This window comes from Streptomyces sp. JH002 (assembly GCF_050916115.1).
GTDB classification, from domain to species: Bacteria; Actinomycetota; Actinomycetes; order Streptomycetales; family Streptomycetaceae; genus Streptomyces; species Streptomyces xiamenensis.
This window is the reverse complement of sequence record NZ_CP087989.1, coordinates 3299786-3324140: the sequence shown is the minus strand read 5'-3', so window position 1 is coordinate 3324140 and position 24355 is coordinate 3299786. Positions and strand designations below refer to the sequence as shown.

The window sequence follows — 24355 nt, the reverse complement described above, 5'->3', positions numbered from 1 at the left end:
CACAAGGTACGGGGCGCAGGGAAGGAGACCCCCGTGGATCTGGCGCTCGCCGACGAGACACTGGCACGGTGGCAGTTCGGTATCACCACCGTCTACCACTTCCTCTTCGTACCGCTGACGATCTCGCTCGCCTCCCTCACGGCCGGCCTGCAGACCGCCTGGGTACGCACCGGCAAAGAGAAGTACCTCCGGGCCACGAAGTTCTGGGGAAAGCTCTTCCTCATCAACATCGCGCTCGGCGTGGTGACCGGGATCCTCCAGGAATTCCAGTTCGGCATGAACTGGTCGGACTACTCCCGGTTCGTCGGGGATGTCTTCGGCGCCCCGCTGGCCTTCGAGGCCCTCATCGCCTTCTTCTTCGAATCCACCTTCATCGGCTTGTGGATCTTCGGCTGGGACAAGCTGCCGCAGAAGATCCACCTCGCCACCATCTGGATGGTGGCCATCGGCACGGTGCTCTCCGCGTACTTCATCCTGGCCGCCAACTCCTGGATGCAGCACCCGGTCGGCTACCGCATCAACGAGGAGACCGGACGGGCGGAACTGACCGACATCGTCCACGTCCTCACCCAGAACACCGCCGTCGCGCAGTTCGCGCACACCATCACCGCCGCGTTCCTCACCGGCGGCGCCTTCATGGTCGGCATCGCCGCCTACCACCTCATCCGCAGGCAGCACATCCCGGTGATGCGCACCTCGCTGCGGCTGGGCCTGATCACCATGGTCGTCGCCGGCATGCTGACCGCCTTCTCCGGCGACCGGCTCGGCAAGATCATGTACGACCAGCAGCCCATGAAGATGGCCGCCGCCGAGGCCCTGTGGGACACCCAGGCACCGGCACCGTTCTCGCTGTTCAGCATCGGTGACGTCGCCCGGGGCCACAACGACGTCGCCATCGAGATCCCCGGGCTGCTGTCCTTCCTGGCCCACGACAACTTCAGCGACCCGGTCCCCGGCATCAACGACACCAACGAAGCGATGCAGGAGCAGTACGGACCCGGTGACTACCGCCCCAACATCCCGGTGGCCTACTGGAGCTTCCGCTGGATGATCGGGTTCGGCATGTCCTCCTTCGCGCTCGGCGCCGCCGGACTGTGGCTCACCCGCCGCCGGCTGTGGCTCTCCGAACGGCTGCGCACCGACGAGGAGACCGTCCCGCGCCTCGCCCTCACCCGCGACCGCGAACTGGGCCCCACCCTCACCCGCGGCTACTGGCGGCTGGCCCTGCTCACCATGCTCTTCCCGCTGATCGCCAACGCCTGGGGCTGGATCTTCACCGAGACCGGCCGGCAGCCCTGGGTGGTGTACGGGGTGCTGCGCACCTCCGACGCGGTCTCGCCCGGCGTCTCCCAGGGCGAGGTCATCGCCTCCATGACGCTCTTCACGCTGCTGTACGCGATCCTCGCCGTGGTGGAGGTGCGGCTGCTGGCCAAGTACGCCAAGGCCGGACCGCCGGAGCTGACCGACGCGGACCGCAACCCGCCGACCCGGATCGGCGGCCACGACCGTACCGATGACCCGGACGACCCGGACCGCCCGAAGCCGGTGGACCGTCCCATGGCCTTCTCCTACTAGCTGTCCGTCAGGAGCATGTGATGGAACTCCCCAACCTCTGGTTCGCGCTCATCGCCGTCCTGTGGATCGGCTACTTCTTCCTGGAGGGCTTCGACTTCGGCGTCGGCGTGCTGACCAAGACGCTGGCCCGCGACCGCACCGAGCGGCGCGTCCTCATCAACACCATCGGGCCGGTCTGGGACGGCAACGAGGTCTGGCTGCTGACCGCCGCCGGAGCCACCTTCGCCGCCTTCCCCGACTGGTACGCCACGCTCTTCTCCGGCTTCTACCTCCTCATGCTCGCCGTGCTGCTCAGCCTCATCGTGCGCGGCGTCGCCTTCGAGTACCGCGCCAAGCGGCCGGGGGAGCGCTGGCAGCGCAACTGGGAGCACGCCATCTTCTGGTGCTCGGCGATCCCCGCCTTCCTGTGGGGCGTCATCTTCGCCAACATCGTGCGCGGGGTACCGCTGGACGCCGCCCACGAGTACACCGGCGACGTCTTCGGCCTGCTCAACCCGTACGCCCTGCTCGGCGGGGCACTCACCCTGGTGCTGTTCACCTTCCACGGCGCGGTCTTCACGGCGCTCAAGACGGTCGGCGACATCCGGGTACGGGCCAGGCGGCTGGCCACCGGCCTCGGCCTGGCCGCCATGGCGCCGGCCGCCGGCTTCCTGCTGTGGACCCAGAGCGAGAGCGGCGACAGCCGTACCCTGGTCGCCCTGGTGGTCGCGGCGGTCGCGCTGGGCGCCGCGCTGACGGCCAACACCAGGGGACGCGAGGGCTGGTCCTTCGCCTGGTCGGGGGTGGCGATCGTGGCCGCGGTGGCCATGCTGTTCCTGGCGCTGTTCCCCGAGGTCATGCCCTCCACCGGGGACCCGGCGGGCACCCTGACCATCGACAACGCCGCCTCCAGCCCGTACACCCTGAGGATCATGACCTGGTGCGCGGCCATCGCCACCCCGGTGGTCCTGCTCTACCAGGGCTGGACGTACTGGGTGTTCCGCAAGCGCATCGGGACCCAGCACATCGCGCCGGCGGCACACTGACGTGCGCGGCGACGGCCGAGGCAGCGAGGGAGTGGACCGATGAAGCCCGTGGACCCGCGACTGCTCCAGCACGCCCGCGCGACCCGGGGCTTTCTCGCCGCCTCGGTCGTCCTGGGGCTGGCCGGCGCGGTCCTGCTCATCGGGCAGGCCATGCTCATCGCCGAGATCGTGGCCGGCACCTTCCAGGACGGCAGGGAACCGGCGGAGCTGCGCACCCCGCTGCTGCTGCTCGGCGCCGCCGCGCTGGGGCGCGGCCTGGTGGCCTGGCTGACCGAACTGGCCGCCCACCGGGCGGGCGCCGCCGTCAAGTCCGAGCTGCGGCTCCGGCTGCTCGGCCACGCCACCCGGCTCGGGCCCGGCTGGCTGAGCGGACAGCGCAGCGGGGAGCTGACCGCGCTGGCCACCCGGGGCGTGGACGCGCTGGACGACTACTTCGCGCGCTATCTGCCGCAGCTCGGCCTGGCGGTGGTCGTGCCGGTGGCCGTGCTGGCCAGGATCGTGACGGACGACTGGGTCTCGGCGGCGATCATCGCGGGCACGCTGCCGCTGATCCCGCTGTTCATGATCCTCATCGGCTGGGCGACCCAGGCCCAGATGGACCGCCAGTGGCGGCAACTGGCCCGGCTGTCCGGACACTTCCTCGATGTGGTGGGCGGACTGACCACCCTGAAGGTGTTCGGCCGGGCCACAGCGCAGGCCGAGAACATCCGGGCCATCACCTCCGACTACCGCCGCTCCACCCTGCGCACGCTGCGCGTGGCGTTCCTGTCCTCCTTCGCGCTGGAACTGCTGGCCACCATCTCCGTGGCCCTGGTCGCCGTCAGCATCGGCGTGCGGCTGGTGCACGGCGAACTCGACCTCTACACCGGTCTGGTGGTGCTGATCCTGGCGCCGGAGGCGTATCTGCCGCTGCGCCAGGTGGGGGCCCAGTTCCATGCCGCACAGGAGGGCCTGTCGGCGGCGGCCGAGGTCTTCGAGGTCCTGGAGACCGAGCCGGACCGGGGCAGCGGCACGGTGGCGCCGCCGGAGAACGCGGCGATCGCGCTCGACGGCGTGGTGATCCGCCATGCCGGCCGGCAGCAGGACTCCCTGGCACCCACCACTCTGACGCTCTCCCCCGGTGAGACCGTGGCGCTGACCGGCCCTTCAGGGGCCGGCAAGAGCACTCTGCTGAACGCCGTCCTGGGCTTCGCACAGCCGGTACGGGGGCGGGCGCTGGTCGGCGGTACCGACCTGTCCACGGTGGATCTGGCCGCCTGGCACCGCCGGATCGCCTGGGTGCCGCAGCACCCCCGGCTGTTCGCCGGCACGATCGCCGAGAACGTACGGCTGGCCCGGCCCGAGGCAACCGACGAGGAGGTCCTCGCGGCACTGCGGGCGGCGGCAGCGGGCGACCTGGACCCCGGTCGCCGACTGGACGATTCCGGAAACGGACTGTCGGCCGGTCAGCGCCAGCGGGTGGCCCTGGCGCGTGCCCTGCTGGCCGACCGCCCGATCCTGCTGCTGGATGAACCCACCGCGGCCCTGGACGGCGCCACCGAGGCGGAGGTGGTCGCGGCGATCACCGCTCTGGCGGCCGACCGTACGGTGCTGCTGGTCACCCATCGCCCCGCTCTGCTGGCCGCGGCCGATCGGGTGTTTCACGTGAAACACCACCTCGGCGGCGCACCCGACCAGAGGGAGCGGCACACCCCGCCGGCCCGGCCGACCGGTGCGGTCGGCGCCGACCCGGACCAGCACCGCGCGGCGGCCGGACACCCCGACCCGGCGGATACGGCCGAAGAGACGGATGCGGCGGACACCGTGGGGGCCACCCCCGCGCCCGGAACCCTCGGCCCGCTGGCGTGGGTGCGGCGGACCGGGGCCGGATGGCGGGGCCGGCTCGTCCTCGGGGCCGTGTTCGGAGCCCTGGCCCTCGGCTCCGCCACCGGACTGATGGCCGTCTCCGGCTGGCTGATCTCACGGGCCTCGGAACAGCCGCCCATCCTCTACCTCATGGTCGCCGTGACCGCGACCCGGGCGTTCGGCATCGGCCGGGCCGTCTTCCGCTACACCGAACGCCTCATCAGCCACGACGCGGTGCTGCGGATCCTCGCCGGGCTCCGGGTCTCGGTCTACCGGCGTCTGGAGCGGCTCGCACCCGCCGGGCTGCGCACCACCCGGCGCGGGGACCTGCTCTCCCGGGTCGTCTCCGATGTCGACGCCCTCCAGGACTACTTCCTGCGCTGGCTGCTGCCCGCCGTCGCGGCGGGCACGGTATCGGTCGCCGCCGTGGCCTTCACCACCTGGCTGCTGCCCCTCGCGGGTGCCATCCTCGCCGCCGGACTGCTGCTCGCCGGGGTGGCGGTCCCCGCCCTCAGCGCCGCCCTCGCCCGCCGCTCGGACCGCCGGCTGGCCCCCGCCCGGGGCGAATTGTCCACCCGCACCGTCGATCTCCTCACCGGCACCGCCGAACTCACCGTGGCCGGGGCGCTCCCCGCCCAGCTGGGCGCCGTCCGCGAGGCCGACTCCCGGCTGACCCGGATCGCCGCCCGCTCCGCCGCCGTCACCGGCCTGGCCGGCGGACTGCTCGCCCTGACCACCGGCCTCACCGTCACCGCCGCCGCCTGGGCCGGCGTCCCGGCCGTGACCGGCGGAGACCTGAACGGCGTCTGGCTGGCCACCGTCGTTCTCATCCCGCTGGCCGCCTTCGAGGCGGTCCTCGGCCTGCCGCTGGCCGTGCAGCACCGGCAGCGGGCCCGCCGTGCGGCCGAACGGATCCGGGAAGTGCTGGACGCCCCCGCCCCCGTCCGGGAACCGGCCCGGCCGGCCGCCGCCCCCACCACCCCGTTCCCCGTGCGGCTGCGCGGACTGACCGCCCGTTACCCGGGCGCCGCCCCCGGGACCCCGCCCGCCCTGGACGGACTCGACCTGGACCTCACCCCCGGCCACCGGATCGCGGTCGTGGGCCACTCCGGCGCCGGGAAGACCACCCTGGCCCAGGTGCTGCTGCGCTTTCTGGACCCCACCGACCCCGGCGGCTACACCCTGCACGGGACCCCGGCCGCCGCGCTGGACGGCGACACCGTACGGCGCCACATCGGCCTGTGCGCCCAGGACGCCCACCTCTTCGACAGCACCCTGCGCGAGAACCTCCGGCTGGCCGCCCCCACCGCCGACGACGAGGCGCTGCGCGCCGCGCTGGCCGCCGCCCGGCTGCTGGAGTGGGTGGACGCGCTGCCCGAGGGCCTGGACACCGAGGTCGGCGAACACGGCGCCCGGCTCTCCGGCGGCCAGCGCCAGCGGCTCGCCCTCGCCCGCGCGCTGCTCGCGGACTTCCCCGTCCTCATCCTCGACGAACCCGCGGAACACCTCGATCTGCCCACCGCCGACGCGCTCACCCAGGACCTGCTGGCGGCCACCGAGGGACGCACCACCGTGCTCATCACGCACCGGCTGGCCGGACTCGACGCGGTGGACGAGGTGCTGGTCCTGGCGGCCGGCCGCCCCGTACAGCGCGGCCCGTACGCCGAGCTGGCCGCCGTGGGGGGTCCGTTCCGCCGGATGCTGGAGCGGGAGGCCGAAGCGGAGGCGGGGGCGGAGCGGCAGCCGCGATCACCGATCCCGACTTTCGCCGCAAAGCCGGACTAATTACTCTCACTGCTATGACACAGCAGGAGGCACCCGCGCCACCGCTCAGCCCGGAGCTGGCCCGCCGGATGCCCCGGCTGCTCGCCGCCATGACCTCACTGGGCGGCGATGTGGAGCTGCCCACCCTGCTGGGGCGGATCGTGGGGACCGCCGCCGAACTGGCCGGCGCCCGGTACGCCGCGCTGGCCGTACTGACCGACGACGGCGAACGCGTCGGCGAGTTCGTCACCCACGGCCGTGACCCCGGCATCCCCGGCCGCGACCAGCTCCTGTCCGAACTGCTGGAACGCGGCGGCCGGCCCCTGCAGCGCGCGGAGCCCGACGGCAACGCCCCCATGATCGGCGTCCCCATCCTGGTGCACGGGGCCGGCTTCGGCGGCCTCTATCTGGCGGACAAGCCCGGCGGGGAGCCGTTCACCCCCGAGGACCTCCAGATGCTCCGCATCCTGGCCACCGAGGCGGGCATCGCGGTCGGCAACGCCCGGCTGTACGAGGCGGTGCGCCAGCAGGCCCGCTGGATGGACGGCAGCGTGGAACTGTCCGCCTCACTGCTGGCCGAGGACGTGGACAACGCGCTCGCGGTCGTCGCCGAGCAGGCCAGACGGCTCGCCGACGCCGACGCGGGACTGGTGCTGGTACCCACCGAAGAACCCGGGACGGTCCTGGAGGTGGTCGCCGCCAGCGCCTCACCCGGCGGCCCGCCGCTGATCGGCAGCGCGCTGCCCGTCGACGCCGAGACCATCGCCGGTCTGCTCTCCGGCGAACCTGTCTTCATCGACGACGCCGCCACCGACCCCCGGCTCACCGCTCCCCGCTTCGCCGAGCACTTCGGCCCCTGCATGCTGCTGCCGCTCACCAGCGGCGACAAGACCCTCGGCGCCCTCGGCCTTCCCCGGGCCCCCGGCGCCGAGGTCTACTCCGTACCCGAGCGGGCGATGGCCACCCAGTTCGCGCAGCAGGCGGCGCTCGCCCTGGTGCTGGCACAGGCCCGTTCGGACCGCGAGGCGCTGGCGGTGTACGAGGACCGCGACCGGATCGCGCGCGACCTGCACGATCTGGTGATCCAGCGGCTCTTCGCGGTCGGCATGCTGCTGGAGGGAGCCCGGCGCGCCGCACCCGAGGGCGCCTCCCAGGACACCGACGAACGGCTGGCCAAGGCGGTCTCCGAACTCGACGCGACCATCCAGGAGATCCGCACCACCATCTTCGCGCTCCAGCAGCACCCGGACGAGGCGCACGCCGGACTGCGCACCCGGGTGCTGCGGGAGACCGGCACCGCCGCCCAGGGGCTGGGTTTCGCGCCGTCGGTGTCCTTCACGGGGCCGGTGGACACCCGGGTGGGCGAGGGCGTCGCGCAGAACCTGATCGCCGCGCTGCGCGAGGCGCTGTCGAACGCGTCCCGGCACGCGCGGGCCGGCCGGGTGGAGGTGACGGTGGACGCCACCGTCACCCTGCCGGACGGCCGGGAGGCGGTCCGGCTGACGGTCGCGGACGACGGCGTCGGCCTCCCGCCCGAGGGCGCCCCCCGGTACAGCGGGCTGCGCAATCTGACCGACCGGGCCACGGCGCTGGGCGGCTCGGCCGACCTGGGCCCGGGCCTGTTCGACCGGGGCCTCGCCCTGGTGTGGCAGGTGCCGCTGTGAGTGACAGCCGAGCACCCGTGCGGGTACGGTCTCGCCCATGGTGAGCGGGCGCACAGTGGTGATCAGCGGCGGCGGCACGGGCATCGGCCTGGCCACGGCGGAGGCGTTCGCGCGCGGGGGCGACACCCCGGTGCTGATCGGGCGCCGCGCGGACGTACTGGAACGGGCGGCGGAGCGGATCGACGGGGCGGTGCCGGTACCGGCCGACCTGACGGACCCCCATCAGGTGGCGCGGGCGGCGGCGGTGATCGGGGAGCGGTTCGGCACGGTGGACGTGCTGATCCACAACGCGGGCGGGCTCGCCCCGGCTCCGCCCGGTGACGGGAGCGACCCGCTGGTGGCAGCGGCCCACGAGTGGACCGAGTCCTTCCGGATCAACACGCTGACGGCGGTGCTGCTGACCGAGGCGCTGCGGGACCGGCTGGCCTCACCGGGCGGTCGGGTGCTGTTCCTGTCCTCGATCGCCGCCCTGCGCGGCTCGGGGGCCGGCGGCTACGGCGGCAGCAAGGCGGCCCTGCACCCCTACGCCTTCGACCTGGCACGGCGGTTCGGACCGCGCGGCATCACGGTCAATGTGGTGGCGCCGGGGCTGGTCGACGACACGGAGTTCTTCGGCGGCGGCATGTCGCAGGAACGGCGCCGGGCACGGGTGGCCGAGACCCTCAACGGCCGGGCGGGCGAGCCCGGTGATGTGGCGCAGACCCTGCTCTGGCTGGCCTCGCACGCGGCCGGGCACATCACGGCCCAGGTCATCCAGGTCAACGGCGGTGCGGAGCGCGGCCGTTAGGGCTTGACCGCCACGCCGGCGACGATCAGCTGCTGCCAGATCGTCAGCGACGAGCGGTGCTCCAGCACGGGCCGCCACTCGGCGGCGGGCCGGATGCCGGGCTCCAGGATGTCCAGGCCCTCGAACAGCGCGGCTATCTCCTCGTCCGTGCGCCAGCGGCCCCGGCCGAGCGAGCCCTGGAGCAGCCCTTCCAGCTTCGCCGACTCCGGGTCGCGGCGGCTGCGGAAGTGGCTGATGAAGAAGTGGCTGCCGGAGGGCACCGCCTCCCGCCAGAACCGCATGACGCCGTACGGGTCCTCGTCGTCGTTGAGGTGATGGAGCACGGCGGAGAGAATGACGCCCACCGGCCGGTCGAAATCTATGAGCCGCAGGAGGGCGGGGTCCTCCCTTATGGCACGGGGACGGCGCAGGTCCGCCTGGATCACGACGGTGTGCTCGTTCTCGGCGAGCAGCGCCCGGCCGTGGGCGAGCACGATCGGGTCGTTGTCGATGTACACCACGCGCGCCTCGGGGACGTGCCGCTCGGCGACCTGGTGCACGTTGTCGGCGGTGGGAAGGCCGCTGCCGAAGTCGATGAACTGCCGGATCCCCGTCGTACCGGCGATGTCCCCGACAGCCCGCACCAGCGCCTGCCGGTTGTCGATGGCGATCTGCACGGCGCCGGGCAGCTTCACGATGAACTGGTCGCCGAACTCCCGGTCCACGGCGTAGTTGTCCTTGCCGCCGATCAGGTAGTCGTAGGTCCGCGCGATGCTGGGCCGGCTCAGGTCGATCCCCGGGATGACCTCGTCGCTCATCGCAGTGCCCCTCCGCCGCCGTCGTGGTGAGTGACCGTCAGCTTAATGCTGGGCAGGCTGGGGCGGGAGGGGTGCGGTCACGGCCGGCGGGACCGTCCGGCACGCCGTCCCCGCCCTCCCAAGTCCGCGGGAACGCCGGCGGTTCCGGCCACCGGGCGGGGCGGGGCCGCGGTGCGCCACCGGGGGATCCGCCCGTTCCCGGACATGCGGGCGGTCACCTGGCGGGGCGGGGCTGCGGGACGGCGTGCCGGGGCGGGTTGATCAGGGTGATCTGGCGCACCAGTTGGTGGAAGGCGACCAGCGCGGAGATCGGCGGCAGCCCGGCGACGGCCAGATCGGTGACCGTGTTGGCGGCCTGCTCAACGCAGAGGTAGACGGCGAGACCGGAGAAGAAGATCACCACGGCCCAGGAGTGGGCGGCCCGGCGCTGGTGCAGGGCGGCCCGCACGATCGAGAGCGACGCGACCAGCCACGGCCCGTAGATCAGCACCGGCCACCAGCCGGTGAGCCCGCTGGCGGCGGTCGGGGAGACCATCTCGCGCAGCGGCACGTACGAGATGAGACCGCCGAGAATGCTGAGCATGGCGGCGATGACGGTGAGGGAGGCGGCGATGAGGAGACTGCTCCAGCGCAGCCACTGCACCGGGCCGGGCCGGCTGGGCAGCGGAACGCGCCGCCGGGGCCGCCGGTGGCGGGCGCTGGGGTCGCCCGCGTCGGGTACGGGGGCGGCGTGCGCCGGTGCCGGGTGGCGGGGGGTCGGCTGGGGGGCGGCGGCGGCCTGGAGAAGCTGGGCGAGATCGCCGTCGAACTGCCAGTTCCCTTCGCCGTTCCGCAGCAGGTGCTGGGTGTCCTCCGCCTCGTACAGGACCGATCCGTAAGGGGGTTCGGGGTGGGCCGAGGGATTCTGTGGAGTCATACTCCGCCAACGACACTGCATTTGGCCTCGATGCGTGGCATTGGAGTGAATGTCCAGTTTATTTATTAATGAAACGATGAATGCCACGGCTTATCTCGGAATTGCGACTGAATATCCCACTCCCGGGTGAACTTCAGTTCGTTCGGAGCAACATGGCGGAAAGGCACGCTTACCGTACAAACATGAATGATCAGCAGCGTCAGCCGGTCCCGCACCACGACGCCATCGACATCGGCGACTTCGTCTTCGCGGCGACCGGCGCCCGCGTCCGGCGGCTGACCACCCCGGAGGGCGAGCACTGGTTCCCGGCGGCCGACGTGATCAGGGAGCTCGGCTACACCAACACGACCAAGACCTTGAACGACCACGTCCCACCGGACTCACGAACGTTTCTGGGAACTCTAACCAGGGGATATGGTTCGTCCGTTCCCGCAGGTCACGGGCTCAAGAAGAACATGCTGATCGTGAATCTCCCCGGGCTGCTGATGCTGGTCGCAGGTTCCGGCAAACCCGCTGCGCGTCCCTTCAAGCGATGGATCACCGAGGTCATCGTCACCATCCAGCGCGAGGGTTCCTACTCCCTGCCCGCCGCCGAGCTCCAGCCCGCCGCCCCCGGGGCCCCCGTCGCGTACGCCGTGCCGCCCCAGGTCGCCGACGCGATCGTGCGGCTGGAGGAGCGCGCCCTGCGCGATGACGCGGCGCTCGCCGCCCTGCAGCGCGAGGCGAACGCCGCACGGCGGGAGATGGCGGATGCCCTGCGGTGCGTCGCCGACGTGCTCGGCGGCATCCGTGACCGGCTCGGCCCCGCACCGGCACCGCGGGTGCCCCGGCAGCGCACGGCGCCCCGCGCGCGGGGGCGGGGCGCCGAGGAACTGCTGGCCGGCTGGCGGGAGCGGCTCACGGTCACCGACGACGTGTGGGCCGTCGCCGTGCTGCTCGCCCCCGCCCTCGTCACCGACGGCCGGGTCAACTGGTCCGTCGACGAGATCGCCGCCCGCACCGGCCTCAGCTCGGCCCGGGTGCACGACAGTCTGCGCTTTCTCCTCAGGCGGCACTGCATCCGCCAGATCGGCATTCTGCACAACGCACCCGTGTACGCGTTGCCCTGACCGGCGTCAGCCGGAACGCGCGGTTGCCGTCAGCTCCCGTCGGTCTCCGCCAGCGGCAGGTACACCCGGTTCCCGGCCTGCGCGAACTCCTCCGATTTACGGTCCATCTCGGCCCTGATGTCGTGCGAGATCTTCATCGAGCAGAATTTCGGCCCGCACATCGAGCAGAAATGCGCCGTCTTCGCCGGCTCGGCCGGCAGCGTCTCGTCGTGGAAGGCCCGCGCCGTGTCCGGGTCGAGCGCGAGATTGAACTGGTCCTCCCAGCGGAATTCGAACCGCGCCTGCGACAGCGCGTCGTCCCACCGCTGCGCACCGGGATGGCCCTTGGCCAGATCCGCCGCGTGCGCCGCGATCTTGTACGTGATCACGCCGGTCTTCACGTCGTCCCGGTCCGGCAGCCCCAGGTGCTCCTTCGGCGTCACGTAACACAGCATCGCCGTGCCCCACCATCCGATCATGGCCGCCCCGATCGCCGACGTGATGTGGTCGTACGCGGGCGCGATGTCCGTCGTCAGCGGCCCGAGCGTGTAGAACGGCGCCTCCTCGCAGATCTCCTGCTGCAGGTCGACGTTCTCCTTGATCTTGTGCATCGGGACATGCCCGGGGCCCTCGATCATGGTCTGCACGTCATGGGACTTGGCGATCCGGTTCAGTTCGCCCAGCGTCCGCAGTTCCGCGAACTGCGCCTCGTCGTTGGCGTCCGCGATCGAACCCGGCCGCAGCCCGTCCCCGAGCGAGAAGGTGATGTCGTACGCCCGCAGGATCTCGCACAGTTCGGCGAAGTGGGTGTAGAGGAAGCTCTCCTCGTGGTGCGCCAGGCACCAGGCCGCCATGATCGAGCCGCCGCGCGAGACGATCCCCGTCGTACGGCGCGCCGTCAGCGGTACGTACCGCAGCAGCACCCCGGCGTGCACGGTCATGTAGTCCACGCCCTGTTCGGCCTGTTCGATCACCGTGTCGCGGAAGATCTCCCAGCTCAGCTCCTCCGCCCGGCCGCCGGTCTTCTCCAGCGCCTGGTACAGCGGCACCGTTCCCACCGGCACCGGGGAGTTGCGCAGCACCCACTCCCTGGTGGTGTGGATGTCCTTGCCGGTCGACAGGTCCATGATGGTGTCGGCGCCCCAGCGGGTCGCCCAGCGCATCTTCTCCACCTCCTCCTCGATGGAGGAGGTGACGGCGGAGTTCCCGATGTTGGCGTTCACCTTCACCAGGAAGTTCTTGCCGATGATCATCGGCTCGGCCTCCGGGTGGTTCACGTTGGCCGGCAGCACCGCCCGGCCCGCCGCGATCTCGTCGCGCACGAACTCGGGAGCGCGGTCCTCCCGGATCGCCACGTACTCCATTTCCTCGGTGATCTCCCCGCGCCTGGCGTACGCCAGCTGTGTCAGCCCGTCCGCGGGGCGCCGGCGCGCCGCGCGCTCGGCCAGCCATCCGGCGCGCAGCGGCGGCAGTCCGCGCCGTACGTCCGTGGTGACCTCCGGGTCGGTGTACGGACCCGAGGTGTCGTACAGCGTGACGTCCCGCCCGTCGGTGAGGTGCACGCGCCGCACCGGCACCCGCAAGTCCGGGCGCGATCCGGTGACATATCCCTTGTGCGATCCGAGCACACGTGTGTCCTGCTTGGTCATGACGACCCAACTCCCTACGCCGGCATTACCCGGTACCAGGTTCGGCGGTCGGCGCAGCTCGTTCAGCGCCCTCTCAGCCCCGTGCTCGGAGCTCCCGCGATGTCACATAATCGCCGCCTACGCTAACGGGTCCCCGGCCCGGCTGAACAGTGCGCCCGGGAATCTCTTGCGATGATCGGCGCGTGACAGACACCCATGGACACAGCCACGGCCACAGCCACAGCCACGGGCCGCCGCCCCCCGTCTCGGCGCATCTGCGGCGGGTCATAGCGGCCGTCCTGATCCCGTTCGCGGTGGCGGTGGCGGGCGGTCTGCTCCTGCTGTGGCCCGGTGGCGCCCCCACCGCGGGCGACGAGCACACCGGCGTCGGCTTCGACCAGCAGTTCGAGGAGGCGAAGGTCACCGGCGTCGAGGAGCGGGACTGCGCCCAGCTCGGGGTGCAGGTCCCGCGCGGGGTGGACGGCCAGTGCGCCCAGGCCACCATCGAGGTGACCACCGGTCCGCACACCGGCCGGACCTTCCAGGAGGTGGTGCCCCCGGACGCCACCCAGAAGTTCCACGCCGGGCAGAAGGTGATCGTGGCGTTCGCGCCCAACGCCCCCGAGGAACTCCAGTACAGCGTCTCCGACGTGGACCGGAAGTTCCCCATCCTCCTGCTGGCCGCCGTCTTCGCCGTCGCGGTCGTCCTGGTGGGGCGGATGCGCGGGCTGCTGGCGCTGATCGGCCTGGTGGTCAGCTTCGGGGTGCTGACGCTGTTCATCCTCCCGGCCATCCTGCACGGCTCGAACCCGCTGCTGGTGGCGGTCATCGGCGGCAGCGCCATCATGCTGGTGACGCTCTACCTGTGTCACGGCGTCAACGCCCGCACCTCGGTGGCGGTGCTCGGCACGCTCATCTCGCTGGTGCTGATCGGCCTGCTGGGCTCGCTGTTCACCGTCTGGGCGCATCTGTCCGGCAACACCGACGACCAGACCGGCCTGATCCACGCCCTCTACCCCGGCATCGAGATCCGCGGAGTGCTGCTGGCCGGCATCCTCATCGGATCGCTCGGCGTCCTCGACGACGTCACCGTCACCCAGACCTCGGCGGTGTGGGAGCTCAAGGCGGCCGAGCCGGACGCCGGCTGGCTCAAGCTCTACCGGGCGGGCATGCGCATCGGCCGGGACCACATCGCCTCGGTGGTCAACACCCTGGTGCTGGCGTACGCGGGAGCCGCGCTGCCCCTGCTGCTGCTGTTCACGGTGGCCAACGCGAGCGTGGGGACCGTGGCGTTCAGCGAGCTGGTGTCCGAGGAGATCGTACGGACCCTGGTCGGTTCGATCGGTCTGGTCGCCTCGGTACCCGTCACCACCGTGCTCGCGGCGCTGGTGGTGAGCGCCGACCGGCCCGCGGGGGACGGGCCGGGCGGCGGTACGGCTCCTACCAACCGCCGCCGGAGGAGGAGGAAGAGGTGAACTTCCGCACGATGAAGATCAGCAGCGCGATGAGTGCGGCGCAGACCAGGATCTTGAACATCAGACTCATCAGCCACGTGAGCACCGAGGTGATCAGCCCGCCGAAGACCACCAGCACGATGGCGGGAATGGCGACCCAGCGCACCCACCACGGCAGTGACCTGAACAGTTCTTTCATGACGCACGGCTCCTCACATCCGCTCTCCGACATCCCCCGGCACCGTCATGTCGATGCTAAGCGGGCCCGTGGGCGGGCGGGAGGGCCCGCGGCCCCGGTCCTCCCCTGACCGTCCCCCGAGGGAACCCTGAGGTCCACGGGCCCGGAGGTCACCCTTCGGGCGGAGAGAAGATGACCATCACCCGCAGATCTTCCGTGATGTGATGGAACTTGCACGGGGTGTGCGCCGGGACGTAGACGATGCTGCCGCGCGCCACCCGGGTGGTCTCGCCGCCCACCGTGACCTCGGCATGACCGCTCACCACGAAGTTCAGCACGTCCTGCCGCTGCGGCCCCTGCGAATCCGTGTCACCCACATTGAGCGCGTACAGCCCGGCCGACATGGTGCGCTCACGGAGAAACCGCAGGTAGGCGCCGTTGTGGGCGGTTCGCTCCGCCTCCAGCTGATCCAGCCGGAATTGCTTCATCGCCTCGCACCCCTTGCCCGGCCCATGGCCCGGTCTGCAACGATCTCCTGCATGAAGAGCATCCTGTTCAAGTTCATCGCCAACGCCTTGGCGCTCCTGGTGGCGGTATGGCTGGTCAGCGGCATCACTCTCGGCGACGGAGAGACAACCACCGGTGGCAAAGCCCTCACCCTCATCCTCGTCGCGCTGATCTTCGGCCTGGTCAACCTCGTCGTCAAGCCGATCGTGAAGATCCTGGCCTTTCCGCTGCTCGTCGTCACCCTGGGCCTGTTCACCCTGGTGATCAACGCGCTGATGCTGATGCTGACCGGCTGGATCGCCGGGGACTCCTTCGAGGTCAACGGCTTCGGATCAGCCGTGCTCGGCGGTCTGATCATCTCCATCGTGTCGTGGGCCGTCAATCTCGTCCTGGACCAGGACTGACGAACCGGCCATGACCGCGCGCACCGCGCGCGGTCGCCCATCCGCTCCGTCCGAGCGGCGGCATCCGCCCCTCGCCGATGGCCGGGGCTTCCGGGGGCCGCCCGGGAACGGGCGCCGCGGAACGCCGGTGACGGAGGCGGGGGCGGTGCTGCCGCCCGGGCCTTCGGCACCGGCCGGCCCCAGGTCCCGGAAGCGCCCCGGACCCAGCCCTCGAACCGGTCCCGAACCGGTCCCGAACCGGCCCCGGGCCAGGACCGCGGGCGAACGGGGGTGCACGAAGGCGCCGCCCCCGTGCCCGCCGCGCCCCACCCGCCGACCGAGGTCGGCACAGCACTCCACGGAAAGCAGCACCACCCATGAGCCACCCCCCAGTCACCGGACCCGGCGACGGAACCCGCGCCGTCCACGCCGGCCTGCCCGCCCCGCGGCCCGGCAAGCCCGCGCTGCCGGGGCCGGTCTTCGCCGCCCACTACCACCTGCCGGGCGACCCGGCCGACGCCACCTACGGCTACGGCCGCAACGCCAACCCCACCTGGACCGCGCTGGAAACCGCCCTGGCCGCGCTGGAGTCGCCCGGCCAGGAGGCGCACGCCGTCGTCTTCGCCTCCGGGATGGCCGCCACCTCCGCCGTGCTGTTCACCCAGCTGCGGGCCGGCGACACCGCCGTGCTGCCCACCGACGGCTACCACGGCACCTCGGGCCTGATCCCGCGCCTGGAGGCGTTCGGCATCCGCGTCACCACCGTGCCCACCGGCGGCCCGCGGCAGTACGCGGCGCTCGACGGCGCGCGGCTGCTGTGGACCGAGTCGCCCTCCAACCCGGGCCTCGACGTGTGCGACCTCGCCGCGCTCGCGGACGCCGCCCACGCGCACGGCGCGCTGCTCGCCGTCGACAACACCCTCGCCACCCCGCTCGGTCAGCGCCCCCTGGAACTCGGCGCGGACTTCTCCATGGCCAGCGGCACCAAGGCGCTCAGCGGCCACGGCGATCTGCTGCTCGGCTACGTGGTCACCCGCGACCCGGAGGCCGCCGAGGCGCTGCGCGGCTGGCGGGCCGCCATCGGCGCCATCCCCGGCCCCATGGAGACCTGGCTGGCGCACCGCAGCCTGGCCACCCTCCAGCTGCGCGTGGACCGGCAGGCGAGCAACGCGCTGGCCGTCGCCACCGCGCTGCGCTCCCGCCCCGAGGTGACGGGACTGCGCCACCCCGGGCTCCCCGACGATCCGGCGCACGCCCTCGCCACCCGCCAGATGCGGCGCTTCGGCTGTGTGGTCTCCTTCGCCCTCCCCGACCGCGACACGGCCGAACGCTTCCTCGCCGCCCTGCGCATCGTCGACAACGCCACCAGCTTCGGCGGCGTACGGTCCACCGCCGAGCGGCGGGCCCGCTGGGGCGGCGACGACGTCCCCGAGGGCTTCATCCGGCTGTCGGTGGGCATCGAGGACGCCGCGGACCTCGTGGCCGATCTGACGGCGGCCCTGGACCGCGCCACCGGCTGAGGTTTCGTACCGGGCGGTACGGGCGACAAGTACCCGCATGACCGATGCACGGCCTGTGGTCAAACGCACCGCCCGCGCCATCCTCCTGGCCGCGGACGACACCGAGCTGATCGTGATCAAGCGCACCAAGCCGGGTCAGCCGCCGTACTGGATCACCCCGGGCGGTGGCGTCGAGTCCTCCGACGCCACCGTGCTCGACGCCCTGCACCGCGAGGTGTTCGAGGAACTGGGCGCCAAGATCACCGATGTGGTGCCGGCGTTCGTCGACACCGTTCCGCACCTGCCCGATCCGGGGAAGACCACCCCGCCGGGGCTGAAGGTGCAGCACTTCTTCGTCTGTCGGCTGGCCTCCATGGACCCTGCGCTGCGGCACGGGCCCGAAGTGACCGATCCGTGCGGCCGGTACGAGATCGTCCGGCTGCCGTTCACCCCGCAAGGGCTCGCCGCCGTCGACCTCGTTCCGGCGACCCTGCTGGCCTATCTGTCCCGCAACATCGCCGGAATGCGCGCACTCCTCGCCCGCGACCTGGGCTGAGCGGCGGGGCGTCCTAGCCGAACCAGCCCGCCCCGGGGTCCTGCGGGCCGCGCCGCTCGGCCTCGGCCAGCGCCCGTTCGGCCGCTTCCCGCCAGTCGTGGGGGCGTGGCGGCGGGACGGGCACCGAGGGCGGCGGAAGCGGCAGTTCGGAATCCGCCGGGACGAACGACGGCGGTACGGCGGCGGGCAGCGGCAGCGGCGCGGCCCCAGGGGCGGGCCCGGTGGCGGGCGGCAGTACGGGGGCCGGTGGCGGTACGGGGGCCGGTGGCGGTACGGGCGCGGGAGCGGGCAGCGGCGCGGCCGGCGGCGCCGGTACGGACGCCGGCGCACCCGGCCCCGTACCCGGGTCCGCCCCGGCCCTCCTGGGCTCGGCCGCCCCGCGGGCCTCGCGCGCCTGCCGGGCGGCCCCGAAGAAGTCGCCGCCCTTGCGCCGGTAGTCGTCGCTCCCCCAGGCCCGCGCCGTGCGCTTGGGCGCCTTCACCAGGTGCGGTATGTGCTTGGCGCAGTGGATGTACGCCTCCTCCACGTCCACCCGCACCCACAGCTCCGCCCGCCGCCCCGGTGCCGTGTCGCGGGGCAGTTCCGGGTGCAGCGCCCGCAGTTCGGCGTCCGGCACGATCGTGGCCCGCCCGTTGATGTGCAGCCCGATCCGCGCCCGGTCGAAGTCCATCAGCAGCATTCCGGCGTGCGGGTTCTCGGTGATGTTGCCCATCGAGGCGTGCACCCCGTTGCCCCGGTACTCCGGGTAGGCCACCGCCCGGTGGTCCAGTACGTGGATGAACCCGGCCGGCCCGGCCCGGAAGGTGCTGTCGCACTCACCGTGCCGGTCGGCGGTGGCCAGGAAGAACATCTCCGCCCTGGCCACGAACTCCCGCATCCGCTCATTGAGATGATCGAGGAGTTGCTCCTCGTAGAACCGGTCGGCCCGGTGTTCGCTGCCGAGCTGCCGCTGCAGTTCGTGCTCTCCGTCGCTGCCGGGCAGGCGCGCGCCGTCATCCCCGTGATTCATGATCGATCCGACCTTGCGTCGTGCTGGTCACTGCTGGCGTGGTCACGCCCCCGGGGACATCCCCGCGGCGGCCAACGTACCCGTGAAGTCGTGCCGTATCCGCCGCTCCTCGATCCCTGCGGACACCAGCGCGGCGACGCTGTGCCGGATCATCTGCGGCGGTCCCGACAGATAGCCGTCGAACTCGGGCCACGGACCGTACTCCTTGACCGCCTCCGGCAGCTGCCCGGCGAAGCCGCGGGTCGCGTACTGCGCGACGACCGGGCGCACCGACAACCAGGGGTGCCGCCGCTCCAGTTCGAGGAAGGTGTCCAGCTCGTACAGGTCGGTGTCCCGGTTGGCGCCGAAGAACACCTCCATGCGGCGCTGTCTGCCGCGCTCGGCGACGTCCTCCACCAGTGCCTTGATCGGGGCGATACCCGTCGAACCCCCCACGCACAGCAGCCCGCTGTCGGAGGTGTGGTCGATCGTCATCGCGCCCTCGGGCGGCCCGAGCCGGATCACGTCGCCGCACTGCGCCCGGTGCACCAGGGCCCGCGAGACCCAGCCCGCGGGCACCGCCTTCACATGGAACATCAGCAGCCCGTCGGGCCGCGGCGAGCAGGCGAAGGAGTACTGCCGCCACTCGCGCGGCCACCACGGGGTCTCCATGGCGGCGTACTGGCCGGCACGGTACGGGTAGGGCTGGTCGGGCCGTACGGTGACCACCGCGACGTCGGAGGTGCGCGCCTCGTGGGCGACGATCTCCGCCTGCCACCAGGCGGGGGCGCGCAGTTCGTCGTCGGCGGCGGCGTCGATCATGATCTGGGAGATGGCGGTGTAGGCGCGCACCCAGGCGGCCTCCGCCTCCTGGCCCCAGGTGCGCGGCGCGAACCGCTCCAGGGCCGCCATCAGGCACTCGCCGACCGCTGGGTAGTGCGTGGCGCGGGTGCCGTACTTGCGGTGGCCGCGGCCCAGTTGCATGAGGTAGTCGGTCAGGGTGACCGTGTCGTCTATGTGTTCCGCCGCCTTGAGCAGCGCGCCGAACAGCCGGTCGCGCTGGGCGTCCATCGCGGGCGGGAACATCTGCCGCAGGTAGGGGTGGTTGACGAAGAGCAGCGCGTAGAAGTACGAGGTGACCTCGTCGGCCGCCGGCTCGATCTCCGCCAGAGTGCGCCGGATCACCACAGCGTCGGGGGACGGTCGGCGCCCCTGCTGGAATCCTGTGGCGGCGGTGCCGTCCTCGGCCGGTATCGCGGTCATCTGCTCTGCCTCGCCTCGATCAACTCCCGGTGGCACAGCGTGTCGGTGTACGCACCGGGGCCGGGTGATGAGCCGGAAATTCCGGCTTCAAGCCCCCGAACCTCATGAACTGAGCGGCTGGCCGTCGCCCAGCAGGCGACACCGACCCTACCGTTATAGGGACGAGACACAACCCCCTTCCTGTGCCGCGATGGCCGGTCCGCAAGGGTTTTCTAGACTCGGTGGCATGAACATCACCATGAGATACGCGACGAGCGAGGACATTCCGGAGATCGTCGCGATGCTCGCCGACGACCCGCTGGGTGCGGCCCGCGAGAGCCCGGACGACCTCAAGCCGTACGAGACGGCCTTCGAACGCATCGCCGCCGACCCGAATCAGCATCTGATGGTGGCCGAACCCGCGGACGCCGCGGGCCAGGTGGTCGGCACGCTGCAGCTGTCGGTGATCCACGGGCTCTCGCGCCGGGGCGCCTCACGGGCGCTGATCGAGGCGGTACGGGTGCACGCCTCGCAGCGCGGCGGCGGGCTCGGGACCGAGATGATCGGCTGGGCGGTGGCGGAGGCGCGGCGCCAGGGGTGCGCTGTGGTGCAGCTCACCTCCGACGCCACGCGGGTGGACGCGCACCGGTTCTACGAGCGGATCGGGTTCGAGGCGAGCCACCTCGGCTTCAAGATGACGCTGGGCGGCTGACCGGGCGCGCCTGCCGCCTGCGCCCGGACCGCCCGGACCGCCCCCATGCGGCGGGACGGGGCGTGGCTCACAGCCCGCCCCAGCCGCCGGGGTCGGCGCCCCCGGGGGTGGGGGCGCCGGGGTCGTAGGGGGTACGGGTGAAGATGAAGCTGCCCAGGTCGAGATGGGGTGCGGCGCCCTCGGGAACGGCGTGCAGCGTCTCCCCGGCGTAGTACCCCTCCAGGCCCTTCCAGCGCCGGCTGTCCCCGTCCACCGGCCGGAAGCGCGAACCGCGCCCGCCGCCGTTCACCGGAGCGAGGGTGAGGGTGCGCCCCGCGAGCAGCCGCAGTGTGTGGGGGATGGTGCCCCAGTACCAGGTGCCGGTCAGGTCGAGCAGCCACGGCTCGGCGTCGGCGGCCGGCATCGGCAGCCAGGGGGCGGGCAGGACCGGCTCGCGGTCGGCGACCTCCGCCAGCAGCGCGGCGGCGAGCGCGCCGGCCCCGACGCCCGAGGTGGCGTTGGCGAACGCGACGGCCACCAGGCGCTCCTCGGGGCAGGTCCACAGCCCGGCGGTGAACCCCGGCATGGAGCCACTGTGTCCGGCCAGCACCCGGCCGTCGTCCAGGGCCAGTTGCAGGCCCAGGCCGTAGGAGGACTCCCACTGGGGGTCCTGCGGGGCGACGGCCGGGACGCGCATCTCGGCGAGGGTGCCCGCGTCCAGCACCCGCTCGTGGCCCTCCAGCAGGAAACGGCCGAAGAGGCCCAGATCGGTGACCGTGGACCACAGCTGTCCGGCCGGGGCCATCCGCCCGGTGTCGGTGAGCGGCTCCGGCTGCACGGCGTCGGCGTACGGGTGCACCGCCCAGCCGCGGGCGTACGGGGCCTGCGGCAGCGCGGTGGTGCGGGTCATGCCCAGCGGCCGGAGCACCTCCTCGCGCAGCACGTCCTCGAACGGCGCACCGCGCAGCCGCTCCACCAGGGCGCCGAGCAGCGCGTACCCGGGGTTGGAGTAGTGGTACAGGCGTCCTGCGGGGTGCTTGTCCGGGGAGTCGCCGAAGATGTCGGCCAGTGCGGGGCGCAGGGCGCCGTCGGTCCGTTCCCACCAGGGGCCGCGCGCCTCGGCGGCGAGGCCGGCGGAGTGCGAGAGCAGCTGGGCGAGGGTGGCGTCGCCGCCGTACGGGGCGTCGGGCAGATGGGTGCGCAGCCGGTCGCCGAGGTCCAGCAGCCCGGCGTCGCGCAGCCGCAGGACGAGGACGGCGGCGAAGGTCTTGGTGATCGACCCGATGCGGTACTGCCGGTGTGCGTCGGCGGCGCCCTCGCCGTACGCGCCGTGCCACACCGGGGTGCCCTCCCGTACGACACCGGCGACCACCGAGGGCGCCCTGCCCCGGGCCTGGGCGGTGGCGACCCGGTGACGCAGGGCGCGGCGGGTCTCGGGCAGCAGCTGGTGATCATCGGTCATGGCGTCACCCTGCCACCGGCCCGGCCCGGCGGGTAGTACGCCGGACCTGCCGCGCGAAGGGGGCACCGGGGCGGGTTGCCACGCAGCCGGGTGCGCGGCGGGAAAACCGGTCGCGGCGAACGCGTGCGGCGGGTAAGCCTGGACGGCGTGCCGACCTCATCACTCATGCTGCCCGTCCGCCGTCTCACCCGTGCCGATCTGCCGGCGGCCCTGGACCTGGCCGCCGACCGGTCCTGGGCCCGGGAGGCGCACAAGTGGCGGCTGCTGCTCAGCGCGGGAACGGGGTACGGGATCGACGCCCCGGCCGATGACCCGGTGGGCGGTCTGATCGGGGCGTTCGTCCTGACCCCTTACCCCGGGTACCGGTGCGTCAGCATGGTGCTGGTCGCGCGGCGCCACGAGCGGCGCGGGCTCGGGGAGCGGCTGATGCGGCACGCGATCGCCGAGTCGGGGGACGCGGTGGTCTTCCTGAGCGCGACCGACAACGGCCGTCCGCTGTACGAGAAGCTGGGCTTCACGGCGGTGGGCGCGGTGACGACGCTCCAGGGCCCGTTCACCGGGGCGGACCCGGGCCACGGTGACACGTCCCAGGACGACGGGCACGGCCGGGACGGGGTACGGGTCCGGCCGGCGACGGCGGCCGACATGCCGGCACTGCTGGACCTGGACCGGCCGGTGTTCGGTACCGACCGCACCGAACTGCTCGCCCGGCTGCCGTCGTTCGCCGACCGGCTGGCGGTGGCGCAGGCGCCGGACGGGCGGCTGACCGGTTACGCGGCCTCCTGGCCGAACGTCACCACCACGGTGATCGGCCCGGTCGTGGCGCAGGACCTCCGCACGGCGCGAGCCCTGATCTCCCACCTCGGCGCGGCGGCCACGCTGCCGCTGCGCTACGACGTGGACGACCGCCACCCCGAGCTGGCCGGCTGGCTGCGCTCCCGGGGACTGTCGGGCGACTTCCGGTGCACCCTCATGGTGCGCGGCGCCACCGACCTGCCCGGAGACATCAGCCGCCGGTTCGCACCGTACTCGGTGGCGCTGGGCTGAACCGGACGACGGCGGAACGCCGTTCCAGCGTGGCGGCGACCACCGCGAGGCCGAGGGCGGCGGTGGTCATCGCCGCACCGACGACATTGGGCGCGGTGTCGCCGAGGCCGCCCGCGATCACCAGGCCGCCGAGCCAGGCGGCGAGCGCGTTGCCGAGGTTGAACGCCCCGATGTTGACGGCCGAGGCGAGGGTCGGTGCCTGGGCCGCGTGGTCCAGGACGCGCTTTTGCAGCGGGGCGACGGTCGCGAACCCGAAACCGCCGATGAGCAGCAGGGTGAGCGCGGCGCCCGCCTTGTGGTGCGCGGTGGCGGTGAACAGGGCCAGCAGCACGGCCAGGCCGCCCAGCGACACGTACAGCATGGGCAGCAGCGCGCGGTCCGCGTACCGGCCGCCGACCAGGTTGCCGATGACCATGCCGGCGCCGAAGAGCAGCAGCAGCCAGGTCACGCTGCCCGGGGCGTATCCGGCGGCGCCGGTCATCATCGGTGCCAGGTAGGTGATGGCGGCGAAGACCCCGCCGAAGCCGAGCACGGTCATGGCCATCGCCAGCAGCACCTGGGGGTCGCGCAGCGCGGCCAGTTCGCTGCGCAGCCCGCCGGCCGGTGCCGGGACCGGTGCCCCGCCGCCGGCCGGTTCCCCGACCCGGTGCGGCACCAGGGCCGCCACCCCGGCGAGGGCGATGACCCCGACCCCGGCGATCACCGCGAAGGTGGCCCGCCAGCTGACCTGCTGGCCCAGCCAGGTGCCCAGCGGGACGCCGATCACATTGGCGACGGTGAGCCCGGTGAACATCAAGGAGATCGCCCCGGCGCGCTTGTGCGGCGCCACCAGTCCGGCCGCCACGATCGCGCCGATGCCGAAGAACGCCCCGTGCGCCAGGGAGGCGATGACCCGTCCGGCAAGCATCAGGGCGAAGACGGGTGCGGCGGCGGACAGGGCGTTGCCGGCGATGAACAGCCCCATGAGCGCCATCAGCATCCGCTTGCGGGAGACCTTGGCCCCGGCCACGGCCAGTACGGGCGCCCCGATGACCACGCCCAGGGCGTAGCCGGTGGCGAGGTACCCGGCGGTGGGGATGGACACCGAGAAGGTCTCGGCGACCTCGGGCAGCAGGCCCATGATCACAAACTCGGTGGCACCGATGCCAAAGGCGCCGATGGCCAGCGCGAGGAGCGCGAGTGGCATGGGAGTCCCTCCGGGCTATTGCATGCAGACAACTTTTACCGGCTTGGACAATAATTGCAGACGCGGGCTATAT

The 24355-nt window shown here is 72.4% G+C and carries 21 protein-coding genes and 1 riboswitch; of the genes, 12 read left to right on the top strand and 9 right to left on the bottom strand.

The genetic code is table 11. The features are described 5' to 3' along the window. Positions 1–33: 33 nt before the first annotated feature. The 5 genes from H7827_RS15105 to H7827_RS15085 are packed head-to-tail and all read left to right on the top strand — an operon-like array spanning position 34 to position 8660. Positions 34–1575, top strand: a complete 1542-nt coding sequence (locus tag H7827_RS15105) for a cytochrome ubiquinol oxidase subunit I (protein ID WP_200366040.1) — start codon at positions 34–36, stop codon at positions 1573–1575. Between the two features lie 20 nt (positions 1576–1595). Then, complete coding sequence (cydB, locus tag H7827_RS15100) at positions 1596–2600, top strand: cytochrome d ubiquinol oxidase subunit II (protein ID WP_432745749.1); 1005 nt, start codon at positions 1596–1598, stop codon at positions 2598–2600. 39 nt (positions 2601–2639) lie between these two features. After that, positions 2640–6230 carry a thiol reductant ABC exporter subunit CydD gene (cydD, locus tag H7827_RS15095; protein WP_432745747.1) on the top strand — a complete coding sequence of 1197 codons (3591 nt, stop codon included), beginning with the start codon at positions 2640–2642 and terminating at the stop codon, positions 6228–6230. A gap of 14 nt (positions 6231–6244) precedes the next feature. Further along, positions 6245–7873 carry a sensor histidine kinase gene (locus H7827_RS15090; RefSeq protein ID WP_432745745.1) on the top strand — a complete coding sequence of 543 codons (1629 nt, stop codon included), beginning with the start codon at positions 6245–6247 and terminating at the stop codon, positions 7871–7873. Positions 7874–7910: 37 nt separating this feature from the next. Next, a complete protein-coding gene (locus tag H7827_RS15085; protein WP_432745743.1) occupies positions 7911–8660 on the top strand; it encodes an SDR family NAD(P)-dependent oxidoreductase in 750 nt (249 codons plus the stop codon). Here H7827_RS15085 and H7827_RS15080 read toward each other — a convergent pair. Together H7827_RS15080 and H7827_RS15075 are read right to left on the bottom strand one after the other, a co-directional pair. Next, positions 8657–9457, bottom strand: coding sequence for an SAM-dependent methyltransferase (locus tag H7827_RS15080; protein WP_432745741.1), 801 nt, complete (start codon positions 9455–9457; stop codon positions 8657–8659). The two genes, H7827_RS15085 and H7827_RS15080, sit on opposite strands and share 4 nt — an antisense overlap. A 214-nt stretch (positions 9458–9671) precedes the next feature. Next, positions 9672–10373 carry a DUF2637 domain-containing protein gene (locus H7827_RS15075; RefSeq protein WP_432745739.1) on the bottom strand — a complete coding sequence of 234 codons (702 nt, stop codon included), beginning with the start codon at positions 10371–10373 and terminating at the stop codon, positions 9672–9674. 182 nt (positions 10374–10555) lie between these two features. Between H7827_RS15075 and H7827_RS15070 the strand changes: the two genes are divergently transcribed. Beyond that, on the top strand, positions 10556–11482 hold the full coding sequence (locus H7827_RS15070; RefSeq protein ID WP_432745737.1) for a BRO-N domain-containing protein: 927 nt from the start codon (positions 10556–10558) through the stop codon (positions 11480–11482). Between the two features lie 29 nt (positions 11483–11511). Here the strand turns inward: H7827_RS15070 and thiC are convergent, their stop codons facing one another. Next, the gene (gene thiC, locus H7827_RS15065) at positions 11512–13110 is read right to left on the bottom strand and encodes a phosphomethylpyrimidine synthase ThiC (protein WP_386535902.1); all 1599 of its coding nucleotides are present in this window, start codon (positions 13108–13110) and stop codon (positions 11512–11514) included. Beyond that, a riboswitch (TPP riboswitch) is annotated at positions 13105–13218 on the bottom strand. Its footprint overlaps the gene before it by 6 nt. A gap of 74 nt (positions 13219–13292) precedes the next feature. Between thiC and H7827_RS15060 the strand changes: the two genes are divergently transcribed. Continuing rightward, on the top strand, positions 13293–14564 hold the full coding sequence (locus tag H7827_RS15060) for a YibE/F family protein (protein ID WP_432745735.1): 1272 nt from the start codon (positions 13293–13295) through the stop codon (positions 14562–14564). On the opposite strand, the gene H7827_RS15055 is transcribed toward H7827_RS15060, so the two are convergent. Together H7827_RS15055 and H7827_RS15050 are read right to left on the bottom strand one after the other, a co-directional pair. Continuing rightward, complete coding sequence (locus H7827_RS15055) at positions 14530–14742, bottom strand: DUF5326 family protein (protein ID WP_030732470.1); 213 nt, start codon at positions 14740–14742, stop codon at positions 14530–14532. The two genes, H7827_RS15060 and H7827_RS15055, sit on opposite strands and share 35 nt — an antisense overlap. A 149-nt stretch (positions 14743–14891) precedes the next feature. Next, positions 14892–15209: a cupin domain-containing protein gene (locus tag H7827_RS15050; protein WP_030732473.1), complete on the bottom strand. Its 318-nt coding sequence runs from the start codon at positions 15207–15209 to the stop codon at positions 14892–14894. A 51-nt stretch (positions 15210–15260) separates the two neighbouring features. On the opposite strand from H7827_RS15050, the gene H7827_RS15045 reads away from it, so the two are divergent. The 3 genes from H7827_RS15045 (at position 15261) to H7827_RS15035 (ending at position 17666) form a co-directional block, all read left to right on the top strand. Further along, on the top strand, positions 15261–15632 hold the full coding sequence (locus H7827_RS15045; RefSeq protein WP_386535896.1) for a phage holin family protein: 372 nt from the start codon (positions 15261–15263) through the stop codon (positions 15630–15632). A gap of 356 nt (positions 15633–15988) precedes the next feature. Further along, complete coding sequence (locus tag H7827_RS15040) at positions 15989–17131, top strand: cystathionine gamma-lyase (RefSeq protein ID WP_432745732.1); 1143 nt, start codon at positions 15989–15991, stop codon at positions 17129–17131. Positions 17132–17168: 37 nt separating this feature from the next. Next, positions 17169–17666 carry an NUDIX hydrolase gene (locus tag H7827_RS15035; protein WP_432745730.1) on the top strand — a complete coding sequence of 166 codons (498 nt, stop codon included), beginning with the start codon at positions 17169–17171 and terminating at the stop codon, positions 17664–17666. A gap of 13 nt (positions 17667–17679) precedes the next feature. Here H7827_RS15035 and H7827_RS15030 read toward each other — a convergent pair whose 3' ends face one another. After that, entirely contained in the window at positions 17680–18675 is a 996-nt protein-coding gene (locus H7827_RS15030; RefSeq protein ID WP_432745728.1) for a pyridoxamine 5'-phosphate oxidase family protein, read from the bottom strand. A gap of 42 nt (positions 18676–18717) precedes the next feature. Continuing rightward, positions 18718–19917 (bottom strand): globin domain-containing protein, encoded by a 1200-nt coding sequence (locus tag H7827_RS15025; RefSeq protein WP_200366022.1) that lies wholly within the window; start codon positions 19915–19917, stop codon positions 18718–18720. 226 nt (positions 19918–20143) lie between these two features. Here H7827_RS15025 and H7827_RS15020 point away from each other — a divergent pair, with 226 nt between their 5' ends. Continuing rightward, positions 20144–20608, top strand: a complete 465-nt coding sequence (locus H7827_RS15020) for a GNAT family N-acetyltransferase (RefSeq protein WP_364240512.1) — start codon at positions 20144–20146, stop codon at positions 20606–20608. Positions 20609–20675: 67 nt separating this feature from the next. Here the strand turns inward: H7827_RS15020 and H7827_RS15015 are convergent, their stop codons facing one another. Continuing rightward, a complete protein-coding gene (locus H7827_RS15015) occupies positions 20676–22049 on the bottom strand; it encodes a serine hydrolase domain-containing protein (RefSeq protein WP_432745725.1) in 1374 nt (457 codons plus the stop codon). Positions 22050–22196: 147 nt separating this feature from the next. Here H7827_RS15015 and H7827_RS15010 point away from each other — a divergent pair, with 147 nt between their 5' ends. Next, positions 22197–23096, top strand: a complete 900-nt coding sequence (locus H7827_RS15010; RefSeq protein WP_432745723.1) for a GNAT family N-acetyltransferase — start codon at positions 22197–22199, stop codon at positions 23094–23096. On the opposite strand, the gene H7827_RS15005 is transcribed toward H7827_RS15010, so the two are convergent. Then, the gene (locus tag H7827_RS15005; protein WP_432745721.1) at positions 23056–24282 is read right to left on the bottom strand and encodes an MFS transporter; all 1227 of its coding nucleotides are present in this window, start codon (positions 24280–24282) and stop codon (positions 23056–23058) included. The two genes, H7827_RS15010 and H7827_RS15005, sit on opposite strands and share 41 nt — an antisense overlap. Positions 24283–24355 lie beyond the last annotated feature (73 nt).

What these genes read in the sequence shown, in the direction of transcription:
- cydB (WP_432745749.1), top strand. Translation starts at nt 1,596, where the DNA reads ATGGAACTCCCCAACCTCTGGTTCGCGCTCATCGCCGTCCTGTGGATC.
- cydD (WP_432745747.1), top strand. Translation starts at nt 2,640, where the DNA reads ATGAAGCCCGTGGACCCGCGACTGCTCCAGCACGCCCGCGCGACCCGG.
- H7827_RS15090 (WP_432745745.1), top strand. Translation starts at nt 6,245, where the DNA reads ATGACACAGCAGGAGGCACCCGCGCCACCGCTCAGCCCGGAGCTGGCC.
- H7827_RS15085 (WP_432745743.1), top strand. Translation starts at nt 7,911, where the DNA reads ATGGTGAGCGGGCGCACAGTGGTGATCAGCGGCGGCGGCACGGGCATC.
- H7827_RS15080 (WP_432745741.1), bottom strand. Translation starts at nt 9,457, where the DNA reads ATGAGCGACGAGGTCATCCCGGGGATCGACCTGAGCCGGCCCAGCATC.
- H7827_RS15075 (WP_432745739.1), bottom strand. Translation starts at nt 10,373, where the DNA reads ATGACTCCACAGAATCCCTCGGCCCACCCCGAACCCCCTTACGGATCG.
- H7827_RS15070 (WP_432745737.1), top strand. Translation starts at nt 10,556, where the DNA reads ATGAATGATCAGCAGCGTCAGCCGGTCCCGCACCACGACGCCATCGAC.
- thiC (WP_386535902.1), bottom strand. Translation starts at nt 13,110, where the DNA reads ATGACCAAGCAGGACACACGTGTGCTCGGATCGCACAAGGGATATGTC.
- H7827_RS15055 (WP_030732470.1), bottom strand. Translation starts at nt 14,742, where the DNA reads ATGAAAGAACTGTTCAGGTCACTGCCGTGGTGGGTGCGCTGGGTCGCC.
- H7827_RS15050 (WP_030732473.1), bottom strand. Translation starts at nt 15,209, where the DNA reads ATGAAGCAATTCCGGCTGGATCAGCTGGAGGCGGAGCGAACCGCCCAC.
- H7827_RS15045 (WP_386535896.1), top strand. Translation starts at nt 15,261, where the DNA reads ATGAAGAGCATCCTGTTCAAGTTCATCGCCAACGCCTTGGCGCTCCTG.
- H7827_RS15040 (WP_432745732.1), top strand. Translation starts at nt 15,989, where the DNA reads ATGAGCCACCCCCCAGTCACCGGACCCGGCGACGGAACCCGCGCCGTC.
- H7827_RS15035 (WP_432745730.1), top strand. Translation starts at nt 17,169, where the DNA reads ATGACCGATGCACGGCCTGTGGTCAAACGCACCGCCCGCGCCATCCTC.
- H7827_RS15030 (WP_432745728.1), bottom strand. Translation starts at nt 18,675, where the DNA reads ATGAATCACGGGGATGACGGCGCGCGCCTGCCCGGCAGCGACGGAGAG.
- H7827_RS15025 (WP_200366022.1), bottom strand. Translation starts at nt 19,917, where the DNA reads ATGACCGCGATACCGGCCGAGGACGGCACCGCCGCCACAGGATTCCAG.
- H7827_RS15020 (WP_364240512.1), top strand. Translation starts at nt 20,144, where the DNA reads ATGAACATCACCATGAGATACGCGACGAGCGAGGACATTCCGGAGATC.
- H7827_RS15015 (WP_432745725.1), bottom strand. Translation starts at nt 22,049, where the DNA reads ATGACCGATGATCACCAGCTGCTGCCCGAGACCCGCCGCGCCCTGCGT.
- H7827_RS15005 (WP_432745721.1), bottom strand. Translation starts at nt 24,282, where the DNA reads ATGCCACTCGCGCTCCTCGCGCTGGCCATCGGCGCCTTTGGCATCGGT.